At 61.6% G+C, this 26,109-nt stretch carries 25 protein-coding genes; 10 read left to right on the top strand and 15 right to left on the bottom strand.

The window, feature by feature from the left end; all coding sequences use genetic code 11:
* Nucleotides 1–140 precede the first annotated feature (140 nt).
* The 8 genes from gcl to ACI512_RS13005 all read left to right on the top strand — a co-directional run bounded on the left by gcl (nt 141) and on the right by ACI512_RS13005 (nt 9,364).
* On the top strand, nt 141–1,916 hold the full coding sequence (gcl, locus tag ACI512_RS13040) for a glyoxylate carboligase (RefSeq protein WP_012723075.1): 1,776 nt from the start codon (nt 141–143) through the stop codon (nt 1,914–1,916).
* A gap of 10 nt (nt 1,917–1,926) precedes the next feature.
* Complete coding sequence (gene hyi, locus ACI512_RS13035; RefSeq protein ID WP_236379230.1) at nt 1,927–2,709, top strand: hydroxypyruvate isomerase; 783 nt, start codon at nt 1,927–1,929, stop codon at nt 2,707–2,709.
* Between the two features lie 144 nt (nt 2,710–2,853).
* Nucleotides 2,854–3,744 (top strand): 2-hydroxy-3-oxopropionate reductase, encoded by an 891-nt coding sequence (locus ACI512_RS13030; RefSeq protein ID WP_236379220.1) that lies wholly within the window; start codon nt 2,854–2,856, stop codon nt 3,742–3,744.
* A 58-nt stretch (nt 3,745–3,802) separates the two neighbouring features.
* Nucleotides 3,803–5,083 carry a glycerate kinase gene (locus ACI512_RS13025; protein ID WP_064052893.1) on the top strand — a complete coding sequence of 427 codons (1,281 nt, stop codon included), beginning with the start codon at nt 3,803–3,805 and terminating at the stop codon, nt 5,081–5,083.
* On the top strand, nt 5,073–6,488 hold the full coding sequence (gene pyk / locus ACI512_RS13020; RefSeq protein ID WP_046035720.1) for a pyruvate kinase: 1,416 nt from the start codon (nt 5,073–5,075) through the stop codon (nt 6,486–6,488). Before ACI512_RS13025 ends, pyk begins: the two co-directional genes overlap by 11 nt.
* 34 nt (nt 6,489–6,522) lie before the next feature.
* Complete coding sequence (locus ACI512_RS13015; RefSeq protein ID WP_236379209.1) at nt 6,523–7,398, top strand: urea transporter; 876 nt, start codon at nt 6,523–6,525, stop codon at nt 7,396–7,398.
* Nucleotides 7,399–7,429: 31 nt separating this feature from the next.
* Nucleotides 7,430–8,254 carry an ion transporter gene (locus tag ACI512_RS13010; RefSeq protein WP_236379207.1) on the top strand — a complete coding sequence of 275 codons (825 nt, stop codon included), beginning with the start codon at nt 7,430–7,432 and terminating at the stop codon, nt 8,252–8,254.
* Nucleotides 8,255–8,359: 105 nt separating this feature from the next.
* Entirely contained in the window at nt 8,360–9,364 is a 1,005-nt protein-coding gene (locus tag ACI512_RS13005; protein ID WP_033897617.1) for a sulfate ABC transporter substrate-binding protein, read from the top strand.
* A 118-nt stretch (nt 9,365–9,482) separates the two neighbouring features.
* Here ACI512_RS13005 and ACI512_RS13000 read toward each other — a convergent pair whose 3' ends face one another.
* Entirely contained in the window at nt 9,483–10,097 is a 615-nt protein-coding gene (locus tag ACI512_RS13000) for a DUF5666 domain-containing protein (RefSeq protein WP_012723067.1), read from the bottom strand.
* 176 nt (nt 10,098–10,273) lie between these two features.
* Between ACI512_RS13000 and ACI512_RS12995 the strand changes: the two genes are divergently transcribed.
* Nucleotides 10,274–11,470: an MFS transporter gene (locus ACI512_RS12995; RefSeq protein ID WP_236379205.1), complete on the top strand. Its 1,197-nt coding sequence runs from the start codon at nt 10,274–10,276 to the stop codon at nt 11,468–11,470.
* A gap of 9 nt (nt 11,471–11,479) precedes the next feature.
* On the opposite strand, the gene ACI512_RS12990 is transcribed toward ACI512_RS12995, so the two are convergent.
* The 3 genes from ACI512_RS12990 to ACI512_RS12980 all read right to left on the bottom strand — a co-directional run bounded on the left by ACI512_RS12990 (nt 11,480) and on the right by ACI512_RS12980 (nt 14,006).
* Nucleotides 11,480–13,012, bottom strand: a complete 1,533-nt coding sequence (locus ACI512_RS12990; protein ID WP_236379203.1) for a M10 family metallopeptidase C-terminal domain-containing protein — start codon at nt 13,010–13,012, stop codon at nt 11,480–11,482.
* A 389-nt stretch (nt 13,013–13,401) separates the two neighbouring features.
* The gene (locus ACI512_RS12985) at nt 13,402–13,806 is read right to left on the bottom strand and encodes a type II toxin-antitoxin system HicB family antitoxin (protein WP_064052898.1); all 405 of its coding nucleotides are present in this window, start codon (nt 13,804–13,806) and stop codon (nt 13,402–13,404) included.
* Between the two features lie 11 nt (nt 13,807–13,817).
* On the bottom strand, nt 13,818–14,006 hold the full coding sequence (locus tag ACI512_RS12980) for a type II toxin-antitoxin system HicA family toxin (protein WP_064052899.1): 189 nt from the start codon (nt 14,004–14,006) through the stop codon (nt 13,818–13,820).
* A gap of 191 nt (nt 14,007–14,197) precedes the next feature.
* Here ACI512_RS12980 and ACI512_RS12975 point away from each other — a divergent pair, with 191 nt between their 5' ends.
* Nucleotides 14,198–15,076 carry a LysR family transcriptional regulator gene (locus ACI512_RS12975; RefSeq protein ID WP_236379246.1) on the top strand — a complete coding sequence of 293 codons (879 nt, stop codon included), beginning with the start codon at nt 14,198–14,200 and terminating at the stop codon, nt 15,074–15,076.
* Nucleotides 15,077–15,185: 109 nt separating this feature from the next.
* Here the strand turns inward: ACI512_RS12975 and ACI512_RS12970 are convergent, their stop codons facing one another.
* The 11 genes from ACI512_RS12970 to phnF form a co-directional block, all read right to left on the bottom strand.
* On the bottom strand, nt 15,186–18,122 hold the full coding sequence (locus ACI512_RS12970) for a M10 family metallopeptidase C-terminal domain-containing protein (RefSeq protein ID WP_236379201.1): 2,937 nt from the start codon (nt 18,120–18,122) through the stop codon (nt 15,186–15,188).
* Nucleotides 18,123–18,472: 350 nt separating this feature from the next.
* A complete protein-coding gene (phnP, locus tag ACI512_RS12965) occupies nt 18,473–19,222 on the bottom strand; it encodes a phosphonate metabolism protein PhnP (protein WP_236379199.1) in 750 nt (249 codons plus the stop codon).
* Complete coding sequence (gene phnN, locus ACI512_RS12960) at nt 19,213–19,785, bottom strand: phosphonate metabolism protein/1,5-bisphosphokinase (PRPP-forming) PhnN (protein WP_012723060.1); 573 nt, start codon at nt 19,783–19,785, stop codon at nt 19,213–19,215. Before phnN ends, phnP begins: the two co-directional genes overlap by 10 nt.
* The gene (locus ACI512_RS12955; protein WP_236379196.1) at nt 19,785–20,930 is read right to left on the bottom strand and encodes an alpha-D-ribose 1-methylphosphonate 5-triphosphate diphosphatase; all 1,146 of its coding nucleotides are present in this window, start codon (nt 20,928–20,930) and stop codon (nt 19,785–19,787) included. The genes phnN and ACI512_RS12955 overlap by 1 nt, the downstream gene beginning before the upstream one ends.
* Nucleotides 20,920–21,642, bottom strand: coding sequence for a phosphonate C-P lyase system protein PhnL (gene phnL / locus ACI512_RS12950; RefSeq protein ID WP_231809655.1), 723 nt, complete (start codon nt 21,640–21,642; stop codon nt 20,920–20,922). Before phnL ends, ACI512_RS12955 begins: the two co-directional genes overlap by 11 nt.
* The gene (gene phnK / locus ACI512_RS12945; protein ID WP_236379194.1) at nt 21,639–22,439 is read right to left on the bottom strand and encodes a phosphonate C-P lyase system protein PhnK; all 801 of its coding nucleotides are present in this window, start codon (nt 22,437–22,439) and stop codon (nt 21,639–21,641) included. Before phnK ends, phnL begins: the two co-directional genes overlap by 4 nt.
* The gene (locus ACI512_RS12940; RefSeq protein WP_064052905.1) at nt 22,436–23,278 is read right to left on the bottom strand and encodes an alpha-D-ribose 1-methylphosphonate 5-phosphate C-P-lyase PhnJ; all 843 of its coding nucleotides are present in this window, start codon (nt 23,276–23,278) and stop codon (nt 22,436–22,438) included. Before ACI512_RS12940 ends, phnK begins: the two co-directional genes overlap by 4 nt.
* Nucleotides 23,271–24,347, bottom strand: coding sequence for a carbon-phosphorus lyase complex subunit PhnI (locus tag ACI512_RS12935; protein WP_236379193.1), 1,077 nt, complete (start codon nt 24,345–24,347; stop codon nt 23,271–23,273). Before ACI512_RS12935 ends, ACI512_RS12940 begins: the two co-directional genes overlap by 8 nt.
* The gene (gene phnH, locus ACI512_RS12930; protein ID WP_236379191.1) at nt 24,347–24,937 is read right to left on the bottom strand and encodes a phosphonate C-P lyase system protein PhnH; all 591 of its coding nucleotides are present in this window, start codon (nt 24,935–24,937) and stop codon (nt 24,347–24,349) included. Before phnH ends, ACI512_RS12935 begins: the two co-directional genes overlap by 1 nt.
* Nucleotides 24,937–25,374 (bottom strand): phosphonate C-P lyase system protein PhnG, encoded by a 438-nt coding sequence (gene phnG, locus ACI512_RS12925; RefSeq protein ID WP_231809659.1) that lies wholly within the window; start codon nt 25,372–25,374, stop codon nt 24,937–24,939. Before phnG ends, phnH begins: the two co-directional genes overlap by 1 nt.
* Nucleotides 25,375–25,385: 11 nt before the next feature.
* A complete protein-coding gene (phnF, locus tag ACI512_RS12920; RefSeq protein ID WP_012723052.1) occupies nt 25,386–26,090 on the bottom strand; it encodes a phosphonate metabolism transcriptional regulator PhnF in 705 nt (234 codons plus the stop codon).
* Nucleotides 26,091–26,109 lie beyond the last annotated feature (19 nt).

Here is a 26,109-nt window from a genome sequence, read left to right as displayed (position 1 = left end):
GCTCCATACGTCGAAAAAAGCCGTTCCGACGAACGCAAAGGCCAGTTTATAAAATGCATTGACCTACGCCGCTCGCCGTGAATACACTTTGGTCAGACACCACTTGTATACAATTACAAAACGCAAGAGGCACCAAAATCATGAGCAAAATGAGAGCAATCGAAGCCGCCGTCCTGGTGATGCGCCGTGAAGGCGTGGACACCGCCTTCGGTATCCCAGGCGCCGCGATCAACCCGCTGTACTCGGCCTTGCAGAAGGTGGGTGGCATCGATCACGTCCTTGCTCGCCACGTTGAAGGCGCCTCCCACATGGCCGAGGGTTACACCCGGACCAAGGCCGGCAATATCGGCGTGTGCATCGGCACCTCGGGCCCGGCGGGCACCGACATGGTCACCGGCCTGTACAGCGCCTCGGCCGACTCGATCCCGATCCTGTGCATTACCGGCCAGGCCCCCCGCGCCCGTATGCACAAGGAAGACTTCCAGGCCGTGGACATCACCAGCATCGTCAAACCGGTGACCAAGTGGGCGACCACTGTCCTCGAACCCGGCCAAGTGCCGTACGCCTTCCAGAAAGCCTTCTACGAAATGCGCTCCGGCCGCCCCGGCCCGGTGTTGATCGACCTGCCGTTCGACGTGCAAATGGCCGAGATCGAATTCGACATCGACGCCTACCAGCCACTGCCCCTGGCCAAGCCGTTGGCAACCCGCATCCAGGTCGAGAAAGCCCTGGCCCTGCTGGACCAGGCCGAACGCCCACTGCTGGTCAGCGGTGGCGGCGTGATCAACGCCGACGCCAGCGACTTGCTGGTTGAGTTCGCTGAACTCACCGGTATCCCGGTGATCCCGACGCTGATGGGCTGGGGCACCATCCCGGACGATCACCCACAGATGGTGGGCATGGTCGGCCTGCAAACCTCTCACCGCTACGGCAACGCGACCCTGCTCAAGTCGGACGTGGTGCTGGGTATCGGTAACCGCTGGGCCAACCGCCACACCGGTTCGGTCGAGGTCTATACCGAGGGCCGCACGTTCATTCACGTCGACATTGAGCCGACGCAGATTGGCCGCGTCTTCACCCCGGACCTGGGCATCGTGTCCGACGCCGGTTCCGCACTGACGATGTTTATCGAAGTCGCCCGCGAGTGGAAAGCCGCCGGCAAGCTCAAGGACCGCAGTGCCTGGCTGCACGACTGTCAGCAACGCAAAGCCACCCTGCACCGCAAGACTCACTTCGACAACGTGCCGGTCAAGCCACAGCGTGTGTATGAAGAAATGAACCAGGTGTTCGGCAAAGACACCTGCTACGTCAGCACCATCGGCCTGTCGCAGATTGCCGGCGCGCAATTCCTGCACGTGTACAAGCCACGCCACTGGATCAACTGCGGCCAGGCCGGCCCGCTGGGGTGGACCATCCCCGCCGCTCTCGGCGTGGTCAAGGCCGACCCGAGCCGCAAGGTAGTGGCACTGTCGGGCGACTATGACTTCCAGTTCATGATCGAAGAACTGGCCGTGGGCGCGCAGTTCAAGCTGCCGTACATCCACGTGGTGGTGAACAACTCCTACCTGGGCTTGATCCGCCAGGCCCAGCGCGGGTTTGAAATGGACTACTGCGTGCAGCTGTCCTTCGACAACCTCAACGCCCCGGAACTCAACGGTTATGGCGTGGACCACGTCGCCGTCGCCGAAGGCCTGGGTTGCAAGGCCCTGCGCGTGTTCGAACCCGGCCAGATCGCACCGGCACTGCGCCGTGCCGAGGCAATGATCGAAGAATTCAAGGTGCCGGTGATCGTTGAAATTATTCTGGAACGCGTGACCAACATTTCCATGGGCACCGAGATCAACGCCGTCAACGAATTCGAAGACCTGGCACTGGTCGGCAACGATGCGCCGACTGCCATTTCCCTGCTCGATTAAGGAGAACCTTATGCCGCGTTTCGCCGCCAACCTGTCCATGCTGTTTACCGAACAGGACTTCCTTGCCCGTTTCAAAGCGGCCGCCGATGCCGGCTTCGAAGGTGTCGAGTACCTGTTCCCGTATGAATTCAGCTCCGCCGAAATCAAGGCGCAACTGGACGCCCACGGCCTGACCCAGGTGCTGTTCAACCTGCCGGCCGGCGACTGGGCCAAGGGCGAACGCGGCCTGGCGTGCCACCCGGACCGGGTCGAGGAATTCCGTGCCGGGGTCAAGCTGGCGATTGCCTACGCCGAGGTGTTGGGCAACACCCAGATCAACTGCCTGGCGGGCATTCGACCACAAGGCATTGATGACAAGACCCTGGAAAAAACCTTCGTCGCCAACCTCAAATACGCCGCCGAAAAGCTGCAAGCAATGGGCATCAAGCTGGTGATGGAAGCGATCAACACCCGTGACATTCCAGGCTTCTACTTGAACAACACGGCGCAGGCCCTGTCGATTCGCGAGCAGGTCGGCAGCGACAACCTGTTCCTGCAATACGACATCTATCACATGCAAATCATGGAAGGCGACCTGGCCCGCACCATGGCCGCCCACTTGGAAGAGATCAACCACATCCAGCTGGCGGATAACCCAGGGCGCAACGAGCCGGGGACCGGGGAGATCAACTACCGCTTCCTGTTCGAACACCTGGACCGCATCGGGTACCCGGGTTGGGTCGGCTGCGAGTACAAGCCGTTGACCACCACCGAAGCGGGGCTGGGTTGGCTCAAGACCCATAACGCCATCTAACCAACACTACGCAACACCAATGTGGGAGGGGGCTTGCCCCCGATAGCGGCGGGTCTGTCAGTACTGTTTTACCTGACACACCGTCATCGGGGGCAAGCCCCCTCCCACAGGGGACCTGCGGTGTAATAACAAGAGGACTTCTTCATGGCTAAAATCGGATTCATCGGCACCGGCATCATGGGCCAACCCATGGCCGCCAACCTGCAGAAAGCAGGTCACCAACTGTTCCTCTCCGAGCATCACGGCAAGGCCCCGCAAGCGCTGATCGACGCGGGTGCCGTGGCCCTGGCCAACCCACAGCAAGTGGCGCTGGAAGCCGAGTTCATCATCGTCATGGTGCCGGACACCCCGCAGGTCGATGACGTGTTGTTCCGCAAAGACGGCGTGGCTGCAGGCCTGTCGCCGAACAAGGTGGTGATCGACATGAGCTCGATCTCCCCCACCGCCACCAAGGCGTTCGCGGCGAAGATCAACGAGACCGGCGCGCAGTACCTGGATGCACCGGTGTCCGGTGGTGAAGTCGGCGCCAAGGCCGGCACCCTGAGCATCATGATCGGTGGTGAGCCGCAGACCTTCGAACGCGCCTTGCCGCTGTTCCAGGCCATGGGCAAGAACATCACGCTTGTGGGCGGCAATGGCGATGGCCAGACCGCCAAGGTTGCCAACCAGATCATCGTCGCGCTGAACATCCAGGCGGTGGCCGAAGCGTTGTTGTTCGCCGCCAAGAACGGCGCCGACCCGGCCAAGGTGCGTGAAGCGCTGATGGGCGGCTTCGCTTCGTCGAAAATCCTCGAAGTGCATGGCGAACGCATGATCAAGGGCACCTTCGACCCGGGCTTCCGTATCAACCTGCACCAGAAGGACCTCAACCTGGCCCTGGCCGGCGCCAAGGAGTTGGGGATCAACCTGCCGAACACCGCCGGCACCCAACAGGTGTTCAGCACGTGCACGGCGATTGGCGGCGGTAACTGGGACCATTCGGCGCTGATCAAGGGGCTGGAGCATATGGCGAATTTTTCGATTCGCGATAAATAGCCCCTGATCGCATTCCAAGCCTCACCTCTAATAACAAGAATCCCCCGGGAGCCCGCTTATGTCGGTCGATCCGCAACACCTGCTTCGCGAGCTGTTTGCCACAGCCATCGACGCCGCCCACCCCCGGCAAGTCCTCGAACCCTACCTGCCCGCCGACCGCAGCGGCCGTGTGATCGTGATCGGCGCCGGCAAGGCCGCCGCCGCCATGGCCTTGGTCGTGGAGAACGGCTGGCAGGGCGAAGTCACCGGTTTGGTGGTCACCCGTTACGGCCACGGCGCGCCCTGCCAGAAAATCGAAGTGGTCGAAGCCGCCCACCCCGTGCCCGACGCCGCCGGCCTGGCCGTGGCACAGCGCGTGCTGGCGTTGATCAGCAACCTCGGCGAAGACGACCGTGTGATTTTCCTGCTGTCCGGCGGCGGCTCTGCCCTGCTGGCCCTGCCCGCCGAAGGCATCACCCTGGCCGACAAACAGGCGATCAACAAAGCCCTGCTCAAATCCGGGGCGACCATTGGCGAGATGAATTGCGTGCGCAAGCACCTCTCGGCGATCAAGGGTGGCCGCCTGGCAAAAGCGGCCTGGCCGGCGACGGTGTACACCTATGCGATTTCCGATGTGCCGGGCGACCAGGCCACGGTGATCGCCTCCGGCCCCACGGTCGGCGACCCGAGCACCTCGCAACAGGCCTTGGCGATTCTCAAGCGCTACCACATCGACGCCCCGGCTTCAGTGCGCAGCTGGTTGCAGAACCCGGCCTCGGAAACGGTCAAGCCCGGCGACCCGGTGCTTGCCCGCAGCCACTTCCAATTGATCGCCCGCCCCCAGCAATCCCTGGAAGCGGTGGCGGTAAAAGTGCGCCAGGCCGGGTTCAGCCCATTGATCCTGGGCGACCTTGAAGGCGAAGCACGGGACGTGGCCAAGGTGCACGCCGGCATCGCCCGGCAGATCGTCCAGCACGGCCAGCCGCTGGCGGCGCCGTGCGTGATCCTCTCCGGCGGCGAAACCACCGTGACCGTGCGCGGCGATGGCCGTGGCGGGCGCAATGCGGAATTCCTGCTGAGCCTCACCGACAGCCTCAAAGGTCTGCCCGGCGTCTACGCCCTGGCCGGTGATACCGACGGCATCGACGGCTCGGAAGACAACGCCGGCGCGATCATGACGCCGTGCAGTTACCGCCGCGCCGAAGCGCTCGGCCTGTCGGCCAGCGACGCGTTGGATAACAACGACGGCTACGGCTATTTCGCCGCCCTCGACGGTTTGATCGTCACCGAGCCGACGCGCACCAACGTCAACGACTTCCGCGCCATCCTGATCCTTGAGACTGCCAAACATGACGCCTGACAAGAAGGTCAAAATCCTCGCCACCCTGGGCCCGGCCACTGACGGTATCGATGATATCCGCGAGCTGGTGGAAGCCGGCGTGAATATCTTCCGGCTCAATTTCAGCCACGGCGACCACGCCGACCACGCCCAGCGCTACCAGTGGATTCGCCAGGTGGAGCGCCAGCTGAATTACCCGCTGGGCATCCTCATGGACCTGCAAGGACCGAAGCTGCGGGTCGGGCGGTTTGCCGAGGGCAAGGTGCAGTTGGTACGCGGCCAGGCCCTGCGCCTGGACCTCGACGAAACACCCGGCGACCAACGCCGGGTCAACCTGCCTCACCCGGAAATCATCCAGGCCCTTGAGCCCGGCATGGACCTGCTGCTGGACGACGGTAAGTTGCGCCTGCGGGTGATCACCAAACACGCCGACGCCATCGACACCACCGTGCTGAACGGCGGCGAATTGTCTGACCGCAAAGGCGTGAACGTTCCACAAGCCCTGTTGGAACTCAGCCCACTGACCGCCAAGGACCGGCGCGACCTGAGCTTCGGCCTGGAACTGGGTGTGGACTGGGTGGCGCTGTCGTTCGTGCAGCGCCCGGAGGATATCCGCGAAGCCCGTGAGCTGATCGGCGATAGAGCCTTCCTGATGGCCAAGATCGAGAAACCCTCGGCCGTGCAGCGCCTGCGGGAAATCGCCGAACTGAGCGACGCAATCATGGTGGCCAGAGGTGACCTGGGCGTGGAAGTGCCGGCCGAGAGCGTGCCGCAGATCCAGAAAGACATCATCAGCACCTGCCGCCAGCTGGGCAAACCGGTGGTGGTGGCCACGCAGATGCTGGAGTCCATGCGTTTCTCCCCGGCGCCGACCCGTGCCGAAGTGACCGATGTCGCCAATGCCGTGGCCGAAGGCGCGGACGCGGTGATGCTGTCGGCGGAAACCGCCTCCGGTGAGTACCCGCTGGAGGCCGTGCAGATGATGAGCAAGATCATCCGCCAAGTGGAAAACGGCCCGGACTACCAGGCCCAGCTGGATGTCAGCCGGCCCAAGGCGGATGCCACGGTGTCGGACGCCATCAGCTGCGCAATCCGCCGCATCAGCAGCATCCTGCCGGTGGCGGTGCTGGTGAACTACAGCGAATCGGGCAGCTCCAGCCTGCGCGCGGCGCGGGAACGGCCGGTGGCGCCGATCCTCAACCTCACGCCGAACCTGTCCACGGCACGGCGCTTGAGCGTGGCCTGGGGCGTGCATTCGGTGGTCAACGACCGCCTGCGCCAAGTGGATGAAGTGTGTTCCACCGCGCTGGAGATCGCGCAGGCGCAGGGCATGGCGCAGCGTGGGGATACGTTGGTGATTACGGCGGGGGTGCCGTTCGGGCAGCCGGGGTCGACCAATTCACTGCGGATCGAAACCCTACTCTAATCCTCTGTGGTGATCCCCCTTAGAAACTCGACCCATGCACAACCCAACCTGCCCCGACTGGGCCGAAGCCCTGCTCAACGGCTTCAGCCAGATATTCCTGCAACGCCATCCCCTGTGTGGCCTGCTGTGCCTGCTCGCCATCCTGATCGGCGCACCGGCCCTGCTGGGCGGGGCGCTGCTCGGTGGCGTGGCGGGCTTGCTCACGGCCCATCGCCGGGGCTATCCCAAGGTTGAACGCCAGGCCGGGCTTTATAGCTATAACGGTGTGCTGCTGGGTGTGTTGATCAGCCAGCACTTCGCCTGGTCGGCGTTGTTGCCGCCGCTGATCCTGGCGTGCGGCGGCTTGAGTGCGATCCTGACGCGGCACTGGTTGAAACACGCCAGCCAGCCCGATGACTTGCCGGCCTATACCGCACCTTTTGTCGGCCTGGGCTGGTTACTGCTGGGCACGGTACCGCCGAGCACGTTTGCCGTGACCGAGTCGGACACCCTGGCCGTGCTCACCGCGCCCTTCACCGGCCTGGCGCAAATCATGCTGCTGGATCAGCCCGTGGCCGGTGCCTCGATTGCACTGGGCCTGTGGCTGGCCAACCGCCGCGCCTGCGTATGGGCCCTGATCGGCGCCAGTGCCGGCATGCTGATCGCGCTGTGGCTGCAGGAACCCGCCAGCGCCCTCCTCGGCCTGCACGGCTATAACCCGGCGTTGGCCGCCGTGGCACTGAGCCAAGTGCGTGGCCAACCCTGGCTGCCGCTGCTCGGTCTCCTGCTGGCGATCCTCCTCACGCCAGGCTTTGCCGCCCTGCACCTGCCCGCGCTGACCGCACCGTTCATCCTCGCCTGCTGGCTGATGCACGCAGGCGCCCGAGTGCTGCGCAAACCCCGCATGGACAGGCCCTTCGAATCCCCCTAGGCTTGCTCGATATTCGATTCGGGCGGGATTTATGGACAGCAACAACGACTGGCGCCAGCGGCTCTACGTCATGGTTTTTCAAAGTGACACGGTCGCCGGGCGGCGCTTTGACGGCATCCTGCTGTTGATCATCCTCGCCAGCCTGGTGATCGTGATGCTCGACAGCATCGACCAGATACACCAGAACTATGCCGATGTGCTGGCGTACATCGAGTGGGGCTTCACGCTGATCTTCCTGATCGAGTACGGGTTGCGCCTGTATTGCTCGCCCAAGCCGTTGCGCTATGCCTTCAGCTTTTATGGGTTGGTGGATTTGCTGGCGATCGTGCCCGGCATCCTTGCGCTGTATTACAGCGACGCGCAGTACCTGCTGATCATCCGCATCATCCGCATGCTGCGGATCTTCCGCGTGCTCAAGCTCAGCCCCTACCTCAAGCAAGCCAATTACCTGATGGCGGCGCTGCGCGGCAGCAAGCAGAAGATCGTGGTGTTCCTGGTCAGCGTGTGCACCCTGGTGACGGTGTTCGGCACCTTGATGTACGTGATCGAAGGCCCGGAACACGGCTTTACCAGCATCCCGAAAGGCATCTACTGGGCCATCGTCACGCTGACCACCGTGGGCTTTGGCGATATCGTGCCGAAGACGCCGCTGGGCCAGGTGATTTCGTCGCTGGTGATGATCACCGGTTATTCGATCATTGCCGTGCCCACCGGTATTTTTACCGCCGAACTGGCCAGTGCCATGCGCGGTGAACAACTGCAAACCGAATGCCCGGTGTGCAAGAAAAACAGCCATGAGCCTAATGCGGCCTTTTGCTCGCGCTGTGGCAATGCGCTTTTTAAGAAAGTGGAATAAGCAAAGTGCGTTTTAATCTTTAAACGTCTATGCGGCGCCAGCTATAGTCGCTGGCAAATTGCCCTCACTCAATCGACAACCTTCTCGAACAACAAGGAATGAGCAGTGAAAAAACTCGTTAGCGCCTCTCTCCTGGCCGCCGGCCTTGCCCTGGCGGGCGCCGTCCAGGCTGCCCCCGTCACACTGCTCAACGTCTCGTACGACGTAATGCGCGACTTCTACAAGGACTACAACGCCGCCTTCCAGAAACATTGGGAAGCCGAGCACCCGAACGACAAGCTGACCCTGCAGATGTCCTTCGGCGGCTCCAGCAAACAAGCGCGCTCGGTGATCGACGGCCTGCCGGCTGACGTGATCACCATGAACATGGCCACCGACATCAATGCCCTGGTCGACAACGGCAAACTGGTGCCGGACAACTGGGTCACCCGCCTGCCGAACAACAGCGCGCCGTTCACCTCGGCCACCGTGTTTATCGTGCGCAAAGGCAACCCCAAAGCCCTGAAAGACTGGCCGGACCTGCTCAAGGATGGCGTGCAGGTGATCGTGCCCAACCCGAAAACCTCGGGTAACGGCCGCTACACCTACCTGTCGGCCTGGGGCTATGTGCTCAAGAACGGCGGCGACGAAAACAAAGCCAAGGCGTTTGTCGGCAAACTGTTCAAACAGGCCCCTGTGCTGGACACCGGTGGCCGTGCCGCTACCACGACCTTCATGACCAACCAGATCGGCGACGTGCTGGTGACCTTCGAGAACGAAGCCGAGATGATCGCCCGTGAATTCGGGCGTGATCAGTTCGAAGTGATCTACCCAAGCGTCTCCGCCGAAGCCGAGCCGCCGGTGTCGGTGGTCGACAAAGTGGTCGAGAAGAAAGGCACCCGCGTGGCCGCCGAAGACTACCTGAAGTACCTGTGGTCGCCGGAAGGTCAGGAAATCGCCGCCAACAACTACCTGCGTCCGCGTGATCCGAAAGTACTGGCCAAGTACACCGACCGCTTCCCGAAAGTCGACTTCCTGTCGGTGGAGAAGACCTTTGGTGACTGGCGCACGGTGCAGAAGACTCACTTCAATGATGGCGGCGTTTTCGACCAGATCTACAGCGGCCAGTAATTGATAAATGTGGGAGGGGGCTTGCCCCCGATGGCGGTATATCAGCTGGTTTATCCGTTGGCTGACACACTGCTATCGGGGGCAAGCCCCCTCCCACATTTGGCTTTGTGTTTGGTCGTTACATCGGCGGTGTCACGCCGTCCTTGCCGGCTGAGATGGCTTGGGCCGTGATAGTCCCATCCGCCCCCTGCGCCGCAAACAACACCACCTTCACGCCCGCCTTGAGCAAACTGCGATCCCCCGGCTCCAGGTTGACGATCGGCACATCCTCCGGCACGACGATCTTCTGTTCGCCGCCTTTGTATTTCACGGTCAACGTCCGCCCGTTGCTGACCACCAGGTCGCCGACGGTGCCGTTGGTCATGCTGCTGCCTTCTTTCAGATCAAACGCGCGATGCCCGTCGCCCGTACCGGCCATGGCCGGGGGGAACACGTGCACTTCCAGCGCGGTCAGGCTGCCGTCGGCATTGGGCATGGCGGCGGAGCCGATGTAGCTGCCGGGCTTGATCTCATCGATCTTGGCCAGGGTGACCGCGCGCACCTGAGTGGCCGGGGTGAGGTGCACGATGACGTCCTCGCCGCTGTTGACCTTGACGTGCATCGCATCGCCCTCCATCGCCGTAATGGCGCCGCGCACGCCCACTCGTGGGGCATCGGCAGCCTGGGCGAGGCCAACGGCCATGGCGGCGGCAAGCGTGGAAGCCAGGAGCATCTTGTTCAACGTGATTTTCATGACAGTCAATTTCCTGTTTCGGCAGTTGTGCCTGAATGTATCATCAGGCCCCGCGCAGAAAGTTAACGATTCACTCATCATTACCGGGCATGAGTGTTATCACTGCCGACGGCCTACCCCGGCTACGGTGTTGTCTTTAGGCTCGCCCCACTTTCCTTCGCTTTTATGAGAACACCATGAACGCTACTTCCCACGCTACAACCACCATGACCCGGAGCATGGTGATGCTGTTTGCGTTTTGCTGCGGCGCGATCGTCGCCAACATCTACTACGCGCAACCGATCATCGAGCTGATCGCACCGGACATCGGCCTCACGCCCGCCATGGCCAGCCTGATCGTCTCGCTGACGCAAATCGGCTACGCCCTGGGCCTGTTTTTCCTGGTGCCGTTGGGTGATCTGCTGGAAAACCGCAAGCTGATGATCGCCACCACCGTACTCGCTATCGCCAGCCTGTTGGGGGCAGCGGTCACCGAGCAGCCGAACCTGTTCCTGCTGGTGTCGCTGTTGATCGGTTTCAGTTCGGTGTCGGTGCAAATCCTGATTCCACTGGCCGCGCACCTGGCGCCCGCCGAGTCCCGTGGCCGGGTGGTCGGCAGCATCATGGGCGGCCTGTTGCTCGGTATCCTGCTGGCTCGGCCGGTGTCCAGCGTAGTGGCGGACCACTTCGGCTGGCGCGCGATGTTCATGGCGGCGGCGGCGTTGATGGTGTTTATCAGCGTGGTACTGCTGATCACCATCCCCAAGCGCCAACCCGACCACAGCGCCAGCTACGGCCAACTGCTGCGCTCTCTCGGCACCTTGCTGCGTGAGCAACCGGTACTGCGCCAACGCGCGTTTTACCAGGGTTGCATGTTCGCCACCTTCAGCCTGTTCTGGACCGCCGCCCCACTGGAACTGGCGCGCAATCACGGCCTGAGCCAAAGCGAGATCGCGCTGTTTGCCCTGGTCGGTGCACTGGGTGCCATCGCCGCGCCTATCGCCGGGCGCCTGGCCGATGCCGGTCATACCCACCGCGCTTCGCTGTTGGCCATGCTGTTCGCCGCGTTGAGCTTCCTGCCGGCCTTCGTGCACCCGCTGTACAGCGTGATCGGCTTGGCGGTGACCGGTGTGGTCCTGGATTTCTGCGTGCAGATGAACATGGTGCTCGGCCAGCGTGCCATCTACGCCCTCGACGCTAACAGCCGCAGCCGCTTGAATGCGCTGTACATGACCAGCATCTTCATCGGCGGCGCCTTCGGCTCAGCCATTGCCAGCAGCGTGTATGAACACGGCGGCTGGCTGGGCGTGATGCTGGTGGGCAGTGCATTTCCGTTGGCGGCGTTGCTGCGGTTCCTGAGTGCTTCGCGCCAGGGCACGGCCGCCACCGCTTGAGTGATGGAATCAGGGCTGTTTTTTTCCAGCGGATGCCTGGCCGGACGACGACGTTAGCAGGCTCAGCAACTGCGAGAAGATCGCTAGCAATGTGACGACAAAGATGTGGATCACGCCAGCGGTACTGTCCTGCTTGTTATCAGGCAAGGGCGCGGGAGTGGGGGCAGGCGCCGGGACAGGCGCCGGTGTGGGAGCAGGCGCCGGCTTGGGCAAGGGTGAGACCTCCGGTGCCTGGCCGTCCCACCGCACATCGGCCGGCTTGATCTCGCCCTTACTCTTGACCAACAAGTGCGCAGTGCCGGTTCCTTTCAGGTCAATGGCCAGGCTTGACTGGCCCGTACTGGCATCCTGCTTAAGCACTGCTTCACCCGCTCGCCCAGTGAACCGATCGGTAAATACCAGGCCACGGACACCCGCTTCCTTCAACGCACCCGACACGTCGATTTTATCGGTACCGCTGGTGAAATCCTCGATCATGTCAGGCTGGTCCGGCGTGGAGTCACTGGCCTTGTCGTAGACAAAAGTATCCGCGCCACCCCCGCCTCTCAGGGTATCAGCCCCTCCACCGCCCTTGAGCCGATTAGCGGCATCATTCCCCGAGAGCGTGTCCCGGCCGGCGCCGCCCATTGCGTTTTCAATCGTGCAACCCTTGGCAATCGACACATTGCCCTTCAACCCGCCCACATCGGAAAACGATTCGGCGTTCAGGTCGATGTTCTGGTCCTGGGCAAACCCGGAGAAATCCATCGTGTCGACACCCCCGCCGTCCCACACACAGAAGACCGGTTTGTCCGTGGCGCTTTTGAGGCTAAACGCCTCCCTTTCGGTATTGGAATTGAAGCCATAGGTGGTGTCGGTGTTACGGGTTTGATGGTTGGCACCGTACAGGCGTTGTGCTGCGGCGATATCGTCCATCATCGGCGCGGACGGGCTCTGGTTCTTGAAGTCATGGCCCTTCTGATTTTTCTCCGAAAAGTAACTCATGACAGTGCGCGCATGCGTATCCCCTGCGTAGGTCGCGCCAGTCTGGTAATTGGGGTTACCGCCGTTGTAGTCACCCGGATGATGCAGACCGATTGCGTGGCCTATCTCATGAATGGCAGTCAGCGAAAAGTGACTGCCCAATGCCGCTGAGCTGTTCCCGCCCTGTGTGCCAAGCGTGGCCGTGGTGTGAGGCGTGGTACGGTTCGGAGAGGTCGCGACACCACGATCACTGCGTGGATTGTTGCGCACGTTGAGCGTGCCGTCCGAGCCGCCTGACTGCTCGCGAAAGTTGATATTGGCGACATCCTGCCAAGACTGCAGCGCCTGGCGGACGCGTTGCTGCTGCGGTTGAGTGAAACTGTTGTCTACCGTGTAATGCACATCGACGGTCGAATCATCATTACGGTCATGAAAGCGCAGGTTTTCCCGCGAGAGTTGTTTGGCTGCCTGGTCCGTTGTGTAAGCGGGCTTATTTCCAGCCCCCGCACCAAACGGGCCGGGGTCCGATACCGGCAGGTTATTAAGAGGACTCCTACTGCGCAGGTCATAGTTATTCATTGTGCGGCGCCTTCAGTGTGAATAAAAAGAGCCGAATCAAGCCAATTCGGCGTTCGAGTAACCCAGAACGCCGGCCAACCGACCGTTGATCCGCCGTTCTGGAGATACGCTCGCACGCTGAAAAACTGGACACCAACGTAGATGTGGTTCTAACCGCAACACTTGCGCGGTTCGACATACGCGGCGATATAACTAAGCATTCATTTGCAATTTAAACACTCGACAACACAACAACCTGAACGGCATCACGTTGTTTTCGCAGGAAAAAAACAAGATCTAAAAAAACAGGTGTTGTTCAAGTACGCGGTTTTCCGAAGGGTGAGGACATACCTGTTCAACGTTCTTCAAGGCATCCAAAACGGCGCCGGTGGCCGCAGTCGGTGCCCCGTTCAAGACCGCACCAATTTCTCAAGCGCGGCATCGGCCAGGAATGAAGAACGGCTTTTGACCTTGTGCTCGCGCACATAACGGTCGATACGCTGGATGACATAACCGGGCAAGGTCACATTGACCTTCTCGGTCTTGCCCAAGTAGGGCGTGACGTCCAGCTCCAACATGCCCCAGCCCATTTCGGCGTAGTCTTCGTTCGCGTGATGATGGGCCACCGACGTTGGCATCGGAATCACCCCGCCCTCTGCGGCGATCTCTTGCAGCATGATGTGTGCGACTTCCACGGCGGCGTTGTAGGCCTCTTCAAAACTGTCCCCGGCGGTGACTGCGCCTGGGATATCGGGGATCTGGATACCGGTGGCGGTGAAGTCATCGCCCCATTCGATACAGATTGGGTATTGCATGAATGCTCTCCTTAAAACTGAAACAAACCGGCGCGTTTCCTGATGCTTCTGACGGTGCCCAGCGGCAGGTCCTTCTTGGGATGCGGCACCGGAAGGGTGTACGGGTTATAGCGATGGGTAAAAATATGATGACTGCCGGTGACCCGATCCAATACCCAACCTGCCTCTTGCAGTTCCTTGATCAATAACCTGCTTTGCACCCCAGCCTCCTTGGCTTGGCCTGAATAAAAGTAACCCTAGAGTTATCTTTACTCAAGCACAAAATACCCATCCCTGACTGACGGCTGTTTTACTGAATATTGAAAACCCGCCTGCTCAGGGCGGGAAACGCATGACAGCCGTCGTCCATCGCCTTAGGCTTGAGCGCCGCCACGCCAAGCAGGAACAGCCGATGGACCGTCTCACCGCTATGGAAACCTTCGTCCACGTGATCGAAACCGGTTCCTTCTCCGCTGCCGCCAAACGCCTGGGCATCGGTCAGCCCGCCGTCTCCAAAAGCATTGCGCAATTGGAAACGCGCCTGGCCGTGCGGTTGGTGCTGCGCTCCACGCGGGGCCTGACGCCCACCGAAGCAGGCCTGGTGTTTTTCGAGAAGGCCAAGCGCGCCATTGATGAAGCCAACGCCGCTGACGACGCTGCACGCGGCGCGGGGGCGGGGCTCACCGGCACCTTGCGCATCAGCGCTCCGGTAACCTTCGCCCGGATGCACATCATTCCTCACCTGGGCCCCTTCCTGACGCAGTTCCCCGAGTTGAATGTGGACGTGGTGCTCGACGACCGTAGCCTCAACCTGGTCGAAGAAGGCATCGACGTCGCCCTGCGCATGGGCAACCTGAATGACTCAAGCCTAACGGCGCGCAAGATCGGTGAATCGCCCTGCGTCATCCTGGGCACCCCGGCCTACTTCGAACGCTTCGGCGAGCCCGCCACCCCGGCGGATGTGCTGCAACACCAAGCCATCATCTACACCCGTGGCGAAGGCTCGCACTGGCGCTTTACCCAAGGCGACCAGGAATACCCCATCGTCGCCCATGGGCGCGTGCGCGTCACCGCGGCTGAGGGTGTACGTGCGGCGGTGTTGAGCCATTTGGGGCTGACGTTGTCGTCTACCTGGATGTTCGCGCCGGAGCTGGCCAGTGGCGAAGTGAAGACCGTGCTGGCCGATTGGAAGTTACCCGCGCGGGATTTATGGGCCGTGTACGCCACGGGCAGAATGGCGAGTGCCAAGGCACGGGCGTTTGTGGAATATGTGGAAGGGTTACTGGTTTAGAACCGTACCGTGAAACCGAGCCAGCTGGCCGGTGAATGACGTTCCAGTAAAAAGCCCGAGATCACAAAAACCAGCCCCTTGGTTTAAAGCGGCTGGCTTCGATTGGACATCAGGATTTTCTCAGCCCCTCAAAACGCAGCAGATCGTGTTCATCATTCATTTTCAGCCCCACCACATCTTCCGGACTGATCAAGCGCGTGCTCTTGACCAGGAAGTCGGCTTTGCCATCCCCGGTCATATCGACCGCTAACAAGTAACGAGCAGTGCTAGGGTTAAACGTGATCATGGTATCGCCGGCCTTACAGGTGAATTTTTCAACATGGTTCAATGTGACCCCTGCGTTCTGGCTCATGGCCGACAGATCAATCTTGTCCATACCCGTGGTGAAGTCCAATAGCAGGTCCGCACTGTCGCGGGTCGAATCGGACGCGGCATTGTACTTGAAAGTGTTCCAGCCGCCGCCGCCCAACAGGCGATCAGCTCCGGCGCCACCCGTCAGGATGTTGTCGGCGCGGTTACCGATAATCCGGTCATTACCACTACCGCCGATTGCATTTTCAACCACCGTTTTGCGCGTGATGAAGACGTTGTCCTTCATTCCCCCCACACTTGAGTGTGTGCCGCCGCGCAGGCTGATGGTCTGGTCCTGGCTGAAGCCGGAAAAATCGACGGTGTCGTTGCCAGCTTTATCGTGCACGACGAATTCTGGCTCATCGTTGGCCGACGTAAGCGTCATGTGCGGCTTGCCCGTGTTGGAATTGAAGCCGTAGACGGTGTCTTCAGTTGTTTCCGGATCGGGTTTTGGCTTCGGAGTCGGCGCTGGATCCGGCTTCGGATCTGGCTTCGGAGTCGGCGCTGGATCTGGCTCCGGGTCTGGCTTCGGAGTCGGCGCTGGATCTGGCTCCGGGTCTGGCTTCGGAGTCGGCGCTGGATCTGGCTTCGGATCTGGCTTCGGAGTCGGCGCTGGATCTGGCTCCGGTGCCGGTGCCGGTGCCGGTGCCGGATCAGTGCCTCGGTCTTCATGCCCCACCACATCACTCGGCTTGATTTCGCTCAACGTTTTCACCAACAGATCAACCTTGCCATCCCCCGTCAGGTCGATACCGAGGCTACCCATGCCGGTTTTGCTTTCAAAGCTCAAGACCGCTTCGCCTGCTTTCCCCGATAACCTATCAACGAAGTCCAGTTTTTTGATCCCTGCCTCGCACATCAGCCGGGTCACGTCTATCTTGTCCTCGCCCGATGAGAAATCCATCAGCAGGTCGGGACGATCAGGCGTGGAATCGCTGATCTTGTCGTATACGAAGATGTCCGCTCCACCGCCCCCCCACAACTTGTCAGCGCCACCGCCGCCCTGCAAACGATTACTGACGTGGTTACCGATCAGCAGGTCGTTGCCTGTGCCGCCGATAGCATTTTCAACAGTGGTCGAAGCGTCGATCGATACATTGCCATTCATCCCTCCCACGTCAGATGACGATCCGGCATGCAGGTCAATGATCTGATTCTGCGAGAACCCCGAAAAATCCAGCGTATCGATGCCGCCCTCGTCCGTTACCTTGAACCGAGGCTTATCTGAAGGCGATGTAAGGCTGGAGTCAGGCTGCCCACTGGTGGAGTTGAAACCATAAGTGGTGTCCAAGTTGCCAGGCTTAGGGTTGGGCTTAGGGTTGGGCTTAGGGTTGGGGTTGGGCTCAGGGTCGGGCTTTGGCTCATCCGGTTTGCCGCCGCCGCCCACTACATCACCGGCTTTGATCTCACCTTTGCTGTTTATCAGGAGATCCGCCTTGCCATTGCCCGACAGGTCGACAGCAAGACTCCCCATCCCGCTTTTGTGGTCGAACGTCAGCACTGCATCACCCGGTTGTCCGGTCAGGCCGCCGAAGTTGAGCCCTTTGATACCGGCGGTTTTAAGCAGGCCGGAAACATCGATCCTGTCAACGCCAGAGGTAAAGTCCGCTAGCGTGTCCGGTGCCTCGGGCGTGGAGTCGCTCACATCGTCGTAGACGAACGTATCGGCGCCTCCTCCGCCCACCAGCGTGTCCTCACCGCCGCCGCCCTTCAGGCGATTGTTCGCGTGATTGCCGGTCAAGGTGTCATTGCCCTTGCCACCGATGGCATTCTCGACAGTTACGCCCTTGGCAATCGAGACATTACCCCTGAGCCCTCCTACATCGGAGAACGCTTCGGCATTAAGGTTGATGACCTGTTTCTGGGTAAAACCGGAAAAATCCAGGGTGTCCTCCCCCCCGCCGTCCCACACACAGAAGATCGGTTTGTCGCTGGCATTTTTCAGGCTGTAAAAATCACGCCCGGTATTGGAGTTGAAGCCATACGTCGTATCGGTATTTCGGGTTTTGGTATTAGCGCCGTACAAGCGCTGAATCGCCGCAACGTCATCCATCATCGGCGCGGCAGGCATCAGGCCATTAAAATCATGACCTGCCTGATTACGCTCGGAAAAGTAACTCATCACGCTGCGGGCATGTGTATCTTCGGCGTATTCCGCGTCGCGTTCATAACCGCCACCACCGTTGTATTTTCCGGGGTGTAGAAGGCCTATGGCATGGCCCAATTCATGCACAGTGACAAGTGGAAAAAAACTGCCCAGCTTTGGATTACTCTCCGCGCCCTTAGTACCAATGGTTGCCGACACGGCGCTGAAGCTTTTATCCGGCACACTTGCTACGCCTCCGCTGCCACCAGGATTGCCTCTTATGGTTATTGACCCATCTGCGTTTTGCGCACTTTCCTGAAACTTTACATTGGCAAGATCGCTCCAAGACTGCAACGCCAACTTGGCCCGCTCCTTTTGGGCCGGTGTCATTCCTCCCTCAAAACGGTAAGCAATCACTGTTTCTCGATCGTTATTTTTATCGTGAAACTTATGCCCACTCCGAGTGAGATTTTTTGCGGCCTGATCCGTCGTAAACGATGGCTTCTTGGAACCACCGAAAGGAGTCGAACGTCCCGATTTATAAGTAGGCACAGGCGGCAAACCAGTATCTATATAACAAGAAAACGATGACGACGTAGAAAGCTTCATAAATCAACCTTACTTTAATTTCCATGGGCTGATCACTCATACAATCAGCAACTAGCGGCCCCTTTGCAACCGCCAGCCGCACGCAGCTTCCCACACAATTAAAAACCCAAAAAAATAATTAGAATCAGAAGTAAAATTCCGCCAACAAAATGATTTTATTTTTACAAAATCAAAACACATAAAATAAAACAATCGAGTTCAACCCGATGTTCCGACTACAAAAAACATTAGGAAAAACACAACTTAACGTCTACAAGGAACTGAACCCTTCAGCACGCCGAAACACTTTCGACTGCTTATTAAACAAAGCCCGCTTATAAGCTTTCAGCCTTGAATAGAAATGACGATGCTTAGATAGCTCGGCCATCCCAAGCAATGGAAACATGCCGCGGCAACTCCCGGCGGTGCTCCAGCAACCACGCATCCAGCGTATGCCCCACATGGGTCAACACACCCAACTGAGCCCCTGTGTCCTCGATGCTCTGCAACGCCAGCGTCAGGTCATTGTGATTGCGCGGTGCCTGCGGTTGCGGCGGCATGGAGCAATCCAGTACCAGCACGTCCAGCGGTTCACGTTGCAGCCAGGCCTGGGTCGCCGGTGGCAGGCCGACGGTGTCGGTGAGGTAGGCGATGCGCCGCCCCTCGCCTTCCAGCAGGTAACCCAGGGTCGGCTTGGAATGCTGCAACGGCAACGCGGTGACGCTGAGTGGGCCAAACTGCCGGGTTTCGAATTCGCTGAATGGCTGGCTGAAATCCAGGATACCCGGATGCTTGTAGAGGTCGGATAAACCCTCCGGATCCGCAGGCCCGTGCACCGGGATCACCAGCCCATGGCCCCAGCGCAGGTGCAGCAGGCCCTGGGCATGATCGGCGTGGTAGTGGGTTTGCAGAATCCCGTTGAAACTGCGCGGCGGGAAGCGTTCGGTGAGGTCGGGCAAGCCGCTGTCGATCAGCCAGCGCTGGTCGCCGCATTCGACCAGCGCACTGCAAGGTCGGCGGCGCAGGCTGGCATCGCTGCGCGCCAAACCGCACGCGGGGCACTCGCAGCCATACACCGGGACTTGCCGCGCGTCACCGGTGCCAAGCAAGGTCAGGCGCATGCCGAGTGCCCGTGGTCCAGGCAGCACAGCAGGCGTTCGACGGTATGTGCCAGCGGCCCGGAATTGTCCAGGACAAACAACCCCGCGCCATGACCGGCGATCAAGTCGGCCGTGAAGCGCGCATTGCGCGCCAGGCGCGCTTCAATGTCGGCCAACGCCTCACGGCCTCGTGCGATCAAGCGTTGGCGTAACACGGCCTGGTCAACCGTCAGCAGCAACACCAGCAACGTCGGGTAACGTTCGCGCGTCTGCGCCAGGTGCGCGCGGGAGCCGTTGACCAGCACGTCGTCACCCGCCGCCAGCCAGTCGTCGATTTCCCTGGGAATGCCGTAGGACAAGCCATTCGCCTGCCAGCTGAGGGCAAACGCGCCCTCGGCCTGCATCGTGGCAAACTGCTCCGGGCTCACCCCCTGCGCCGCTTCACCCACCGCTTCCGCCGAGCGGGTGATAACGCGGCGCACGATGCGGCAACCGCGCTCGGCCAAACGGGGGCGTGCGGCATCCAGCAGGCTGTCCTTGCCCGAGCCGGAGGGCCCGATGAGATAGATCAACCTGCCTGCCATCAAAACACCCTCTTCGCTTGTCGCCATACTTGTTGCACTACAGGAAGCCCTTGGCGGCTGCGGGCTTGGACCAGGTCGGCGCGCAGGCCAATGGCAATTTCACCGCGATCCTTCAGGCCTGCCGCTTGCGCGGGCGCCAGGCTGATCATCTTGACCGCCCGCGACAGGTCGCCGCCGTCCTGCTGGTCGGCCAGCACAAACGCAGCCTGCAACAGGCTCGCCGGGTAGTAGTCACTGGAAAGTATATCCAGCAACCCCTCGGCCGCCAGGCCCGCCGCGGCCACATTACCCGAGTGCGACCCACCGCGCACCACGTTCGGCGCGCCCATCAAGACTTTCATGTTCAGCGCCTGGCAGCCCTTCGCGGCTTCCAGGGTGGTGGGGAATTCGGCGATGGTCATGCCGTAGCGCGCCGACTCTTCCACGTGGGCCAGTGTCGCGTCGTCGTGGCTGGCCACCGACAGGCCACGCGCCAGGCAATGCTCGACGATGGCCGCGCGATAGCGGTCGCTGTAGGCCAGGGAGTTGGCTTTTTGCAGCACGATGAACGCGTCCATGGTCTCGTCGTTCAGGTGGTACTTGCCCATGTAGTACTCACGGTATTTGGATTCGAGCACGAACTGGCGCTGGCCCGGCGAATGGTCCATCACCGACACCAGCCGCACCAACGGGTTTTCCACCAGGTCGCGGAACACGCTGAGGGTATCCGGGTGGCACAGCTCGCAGCGCAGGTGCAGGTGGTGCTCGGCGCGGGTCAGGCCGGCGCCTTCCGCCTGGGCAATGGCCTCGAGCATCGCCGGCAGCTTTTTCATGCGGTTGCCCTTGGGGTTCACGTCGCCGATGGACACCGCGTCGAACACCGTGGTGATGCCCGCCGCGATGATCTGCGCATCATGGCTGAGCACAGCGGAGGTCGACGGCCAGTCCACGCCGGGGCGCGGGGTCATGTGTTTTTCCAGGTTGTCGGTGTGCAACTCCACCAGGCCCGGCAACAGGTAATCACCGCCGAGGTCCTGGGCCTGGGACAGCTGGCTGCGGCCCTCGGCGAGGTCGACGATAGTGCCGTCGCGCAGCACCACCGAGCCCAGGAACATGCGATCAGCCGTGACAATCTGGGCATTACTGAGGATCTGTTCAGCGGGCATGAGCGTATTCCTCTGTGGCGACGGACGTGGGGGTCATGTCGAAATGGCGGTCGGCGACCGCTTCACGGGCAGCACGGTCGTGGAAGATGCCGATCAGCGCGGCGCCCTCAGCCTTGGCTTCGTTCATCAGTTCCAACACCACCTGGCGGTTGTTGTCGTCCAAAGACGCGGTGGGTTCGTCCAGCAGCATCACCGGCCAGGCCACCATGAAACCGCGGGCGATGTTGACGCGCTGTTGCTCGCCACCGGAGAACGTACCGGGTGCCAGCTGCCACAGACGCTGCGGGATGTTCAGGCGGGTCAGCAGGTGCTCGGCGCGGGACTGCGCATTCGCCTTGGACCAGCCACGCGCCAGGGCCGGCTCCATCACCACATCCAGGCAAGCCACACGCGGGATCACCCGTAGGAATTGGCTGACATAGCCAAGGGTCTGTTGACGCACCTGGAGAATGTCACGCGGCTCGGCGCCGACCAGTTCCAGCCATTCGCCAGCGTGGCGCACGCGGATGCTGCCGCCCGCCGCTAGATAATTGCCGTACAAGGTGCGTAGCAAGGTGCTTTTACCGGCACCGGACTCGCCATGCAGCACCAGGCACTCACCGCCCTGCACGCTGAATTCCACGCCGCGCAACACGTTGAGCACCACGCCGTTCTGCTGGTGCAGGGTGAAGGTTTTCGAGAGGTCAAGGACCTCGATCAAGGCATTTGTCATGGCTGCAATACCGAAGACACCAGCAGTTGAGAGTAAGGGTGCTGTGGATCGTCGAGGATCTGGTCGGTGAGCCCGGTTTCCACCACCCGCGAGCGGCGCATTACCATCAGGCGGTCGGCCAGCAGCCGCGCCACGGCCAGGTCGTGGGTGACGATCACCACCGCCAGGTCCAGCTCACGCACCAGGCCGCGCAACAGGTCGAGCAGGCGCGCTTGCACCGACACATCCAGGCCGCCGGTGGGCTCATCCATAAACACCAGGCGTGGGCTGGAGACCAGGTTGCGGGCGATTTGCAGGCGCTGCTGCATGCCGCCGGAGAAGGTGCGCGGCAAGTCGTCGATACGCTGGGGGTCGATTTCCACCTGGCTCAACCAGTCCAACCCGGCGCCGCGCAGTTGCTCATAGTTGCGCACGCCTTGGGCCATCAGACGCTCACCGATATTGGCGCCCGCCGACACGCCCATGCGCAGGCCGTCGCGAGGGTTCTGCTCGACGAAGCCCCATTCGGTCCGCAGCAAGGTGCGGCGCTCGGCTTCGCTGGCGCTGTAGAGGTCCAGCCATTCGCCGTCCTTGCTGCGATAGCCGATGCTGCCCGCTTGCGGTGGCAGACGCCCGCTCAACAACGAGAGCAAGGTGGACTTACCCGAGCCGGACTCGCCGACGATGCCCAGCACTTCGCCGGGGTACAGATCGAAGCTGACGTCCTGGCAGCCCTTCTCCGGGCCGTACAGCAGGGACAGGTCGCGCACTTGCAGTAGCGGTGCGCCGGCTTTTTGCTTCAAAAGAACCTGGCTCATTGGTTGTTCTCCAGAACCCGTTGGGCGCAATACCAGGTGTCGGAGCACACGAAACGCTGGGTCCCGGCGTCATCCAGAATCAGCTCATCGAGGAACGACTCATGGCTGCCGCAAATCGCGCAGTCGTGCTCCCACTGCTGCACGGCGAACGGGTGGTCTTCAAAGTCGAGGCTGGTGACCTGCGTATACGGCGGCACCGCGTACAGGCGCTTTTCGCGACCGGCGCCGAACAGCATCAGCGCCGGGCTCATGTCGAGTTTCGGATTGTCGAATTTGGGGATCGGCGACGGGTCCATCACGTAGCGCTCGTCGACCATCACTGGATAGGCGTAGCTGGTGGCGATATGGCCGAAGGTGGCGATGTCTTCGTAGAGCTTTACGTGCATCACCCCGTAGTCGTTAAGGGCGTGCATGGTGCGGGTCTCGGTTTCCGACGGTTCGATGAAGCGCAGCGGCTCGGGGATCGGCACTTGGTAAACCATGATTTGCCCAGCCTGCAACGGTGTTTCCGGGATGCGGTGGCGGGTCTGGATCAGCGTGGCGTCCGGCGTGGCTTCGGTGGTGGCAATGCCCGCAGTGCGCGCGAAAAAGCGGCGGATCGACACGGCGTTGGTGGTGTCATCGGCGCCCTGGTCGATGACCTTGAGCACGTCATCCGCGCCGAGGATCGCGGCGGTCAGTTGCATGCCGCCCGTGCCCCAGCCATACGGCAATGGCATTTCGCGGCCACCGAACGGTACCTGGTAACCGGGGATCGCCACGGCCTTGAGCAACGCGCGGCGGATCATGCGTTTGGTCTGTTCGTCGAGGTAGGCGAAGTTGTAGGCCGTGTCATTCATGGCGGGAGCCCTCGGCGGGTTGGCGCAGTTTGCGGATCAGCTCCAGCTCGGACTGGAAGTCCACGTAGTGCGGTAGTTTGAGGTGCGAGACAAAACCGGCGGCCTCGACGTTGTCGCAGTGCGCCAGCACGAACTCCTCGCGCTGGGCCGGTGAGACGATCTCTTCGTTGTATTCCCCGGCGCGCAACGAGCGGTCGACCAACGCCATCCCCATGGCCTTGCGCTCGGCATGCCCGAACGCCAGGCCATACCCGCGCGTGAACTGCGCCAGCTCAGTGGCCGAGCCAACGAACTGGTTGACCATCTCGCACTCGGTCACTTCGATGCTGCCCAGGCAAATGGGGAAGCCCAGCTCTTGCGGATCGATCCACACGTCCACATCACCGATGCGAATCTCACCGGCAAACGGGTGATTGCGGCCGTAGCCACGTTGGGTCGAGTAGCCCAGCGCCAACAGGAAGCCTTCATCGCCACGGGCCAGGGCCTGCAGGCGTTCGGCACGGCTGGCGGGGTATTCCAGCGGGTCGCGAGTGATGTCGGCGACCGTGGCGTTGTCGTCGACTTCGGGCTTGATCAGGCCTTCTTTGGCGAGCAGGCCGAGGACGCGCGGGCAGGCTTCCAACGTCGCCTCCGGCGTGGTCTGCGGCCCTGGATATTCACCTTCGGCCAGCAGCGTAAAATCCAGCAGGCGATGGGTGTAATCGAAGGTCGGGCCGAGCAATTGACCGCCCGGCACGTCCTTGAACGTGGCCGACAAACGCCGGCTCAGCGACATGTGCGCGGTGTCGATCGGCAGGCTCGGGCTGAAGCGCGGCAGCGTGGTGCGGTAGGCGCGCAGCAGGAAGATCGCTTCCACCAGATCCCCCGCCGCTTGCTTGATCGCCAGCGCGGCGAGTTCTTCGTCGAACAGCGAACCTTCCGTCATCACCCGTGCCACGGCCAACGGCAGTTGTTCGCGGATTTGCGTCACGCTCAGTTCCGGAATCGCGGTATCGCCACGGCGTTTTTTCGCCAGCAGGCGGTGGGCATTGTCGATGGCCTGTTCGCCACCTTTGACGGCTACGTACATCAGGCGTGCTCCTGTGCAATGCGGCTGCTGCGTGGCAGGCCGATCAAGTGGTGGCCGGCAGCGAACACAACGTCCAGCCCGCGGGGAAAGGCTTCGCGGCGCTGACGTTCGTGCCAGAAGCCTTGGGGCACTGGCAGGTGCACCTGGCGCTGGGCCTTGATGCCGGGGCCGCGCCAGAGCAGGCCGCGACCGCCTTCCAGGTCGGAGAGCTGCACGAGCAGGGTGCAGGACTGATCGGGGTAGCGGTCATTGCCGTGATCGAAGCCACTGAGGTCGAGCAAGTCCTGTTCGCCGAGCAGCGCGAAGACCGCGTCTTCGCGCTTCGACGTCAACGGGCAGCCGCAATGGAAGGCCAGGTTGGCGCGGATCAGCGGCGTGTCGAAGCTCGGCGCCAGCCATAGCGGCGTGTCGGTATCCAGTAGCGCCAGGCACAAGGCGTAGGTGGCGGGCGCCAGGCCGTCGAGGCGTGGCGCGCACGGCAGGTGCTGGATCAAACCGGGCTCGGCGAGGGCCTTGAGGGCGGCACGAAAACCGCGCTGGGCATCAAGGACCGGGTCAACAAACGCCGGCTGCAACAGTGGCGCACTCATCAGTTTTCTCCTCGTACGAGCGTGAAGAACTCGACCTTGGTGGCGGCGGTATCGGCTTCTTTTTGTGCACGGCGGGCGGCCTGGGCATTGGCCAGCGCGGTGATCAAATCGCTGAGCCAGCGGCTCGGCTGCGAGCCTTGCAGATGGGCATCGGCCAAGGCGGCCAACTCGGCATGGACCTTGTCGCGCCCGGCCAGGTAGCTGTAGCCGGTGCGGCCATCGGCCAGGCGCACCACACAGCGGGTCACGCTCATTTCGCCGACGTTGAACGGCGCGCCATTGCCGCCCATGCGGCCGCGCACCAGGGTCATGCCGATTTCCGGGGCGCGGATCAGTTGGTATTCGGCGTCCTTCAACGCGGCTTCGTGGGGCTGCAGTTCACTGAGCTGGGCGCGAGCAAGCACGCCGATCCAGTGTTGACGCGGGGACAGGCTCATCAAAGGCTCCATCAAGTCATCACCTGGTACTGGAAGCGATCCGAACGGCTGGTGGACTGCGCCAGCTCCACCGGGTGGCCATCGCGATCGCGGGAAAGGGTGAATACGGTGAGCGCCGGCAAGTGCCGGGGCATCATCAGCAGCGCGGCTTCGTCACGGTTGGGCAAACGCGCACCGATCAGGCTGTGGGTGCGGGTCAGCGGCAGGTCACGCTCGCGCAGGTAGTGGCGCAAGGACCCGCCGGTGTAGTCGGCCAGCAACGGCGCGCGGCTGGCGCAGTAGCGATGGCGGATCAGGCTGACGGGCTGGTGGTCGAGCTTGCGCAGGGTTTGCAGTTCGATCATTGGCGCCATCTCGGCGATGCCTAAGTGCTGCGCCTCTTCACGGCTGGCGTAGCAGTAGCGGCGCTTGAGCAACAGCGCTTCCACCCCTACGCCCTGGGCCGACAACGATTGGCTATAGGAGGTCTCGGCGCCCATCGGGTAGATGAGCGGGCGGTCGAGCACCTGGGTGCCCTTGCCCTGGCGGCGTAACAGGCTGCCTTCGAACACCAGCTCGTCGATGGCCCGGCGCAGGGTGTGGCGGTTGACGCCAAAGCGCTCGGCCATGTGCACCTCGCCGGGCAGGAAGTCGCCGGCCTGGTAGCTGCTCAGTTCACGGCGCAGGATATCCGCGAGTTCGCGGTACACCGGCTCATCTTGTCTAGACAACTGCATGTTTAAAAAAGCGCCGCGT

This window comes from Pseudomonas petroselini (assembly GCF_045037875.1).
Taxonomy (GTDB): domain Bacteria; phylum Pseudomonadota; class Gammaproteobacteria; order Pseudomonadales; family Pseudomonadaceae; genus Aquipseudomonas; species Aquipseudomonas petroselini.
This window is presented reverse-complemented; position numbering and strand designations above follow the sequence as displayed.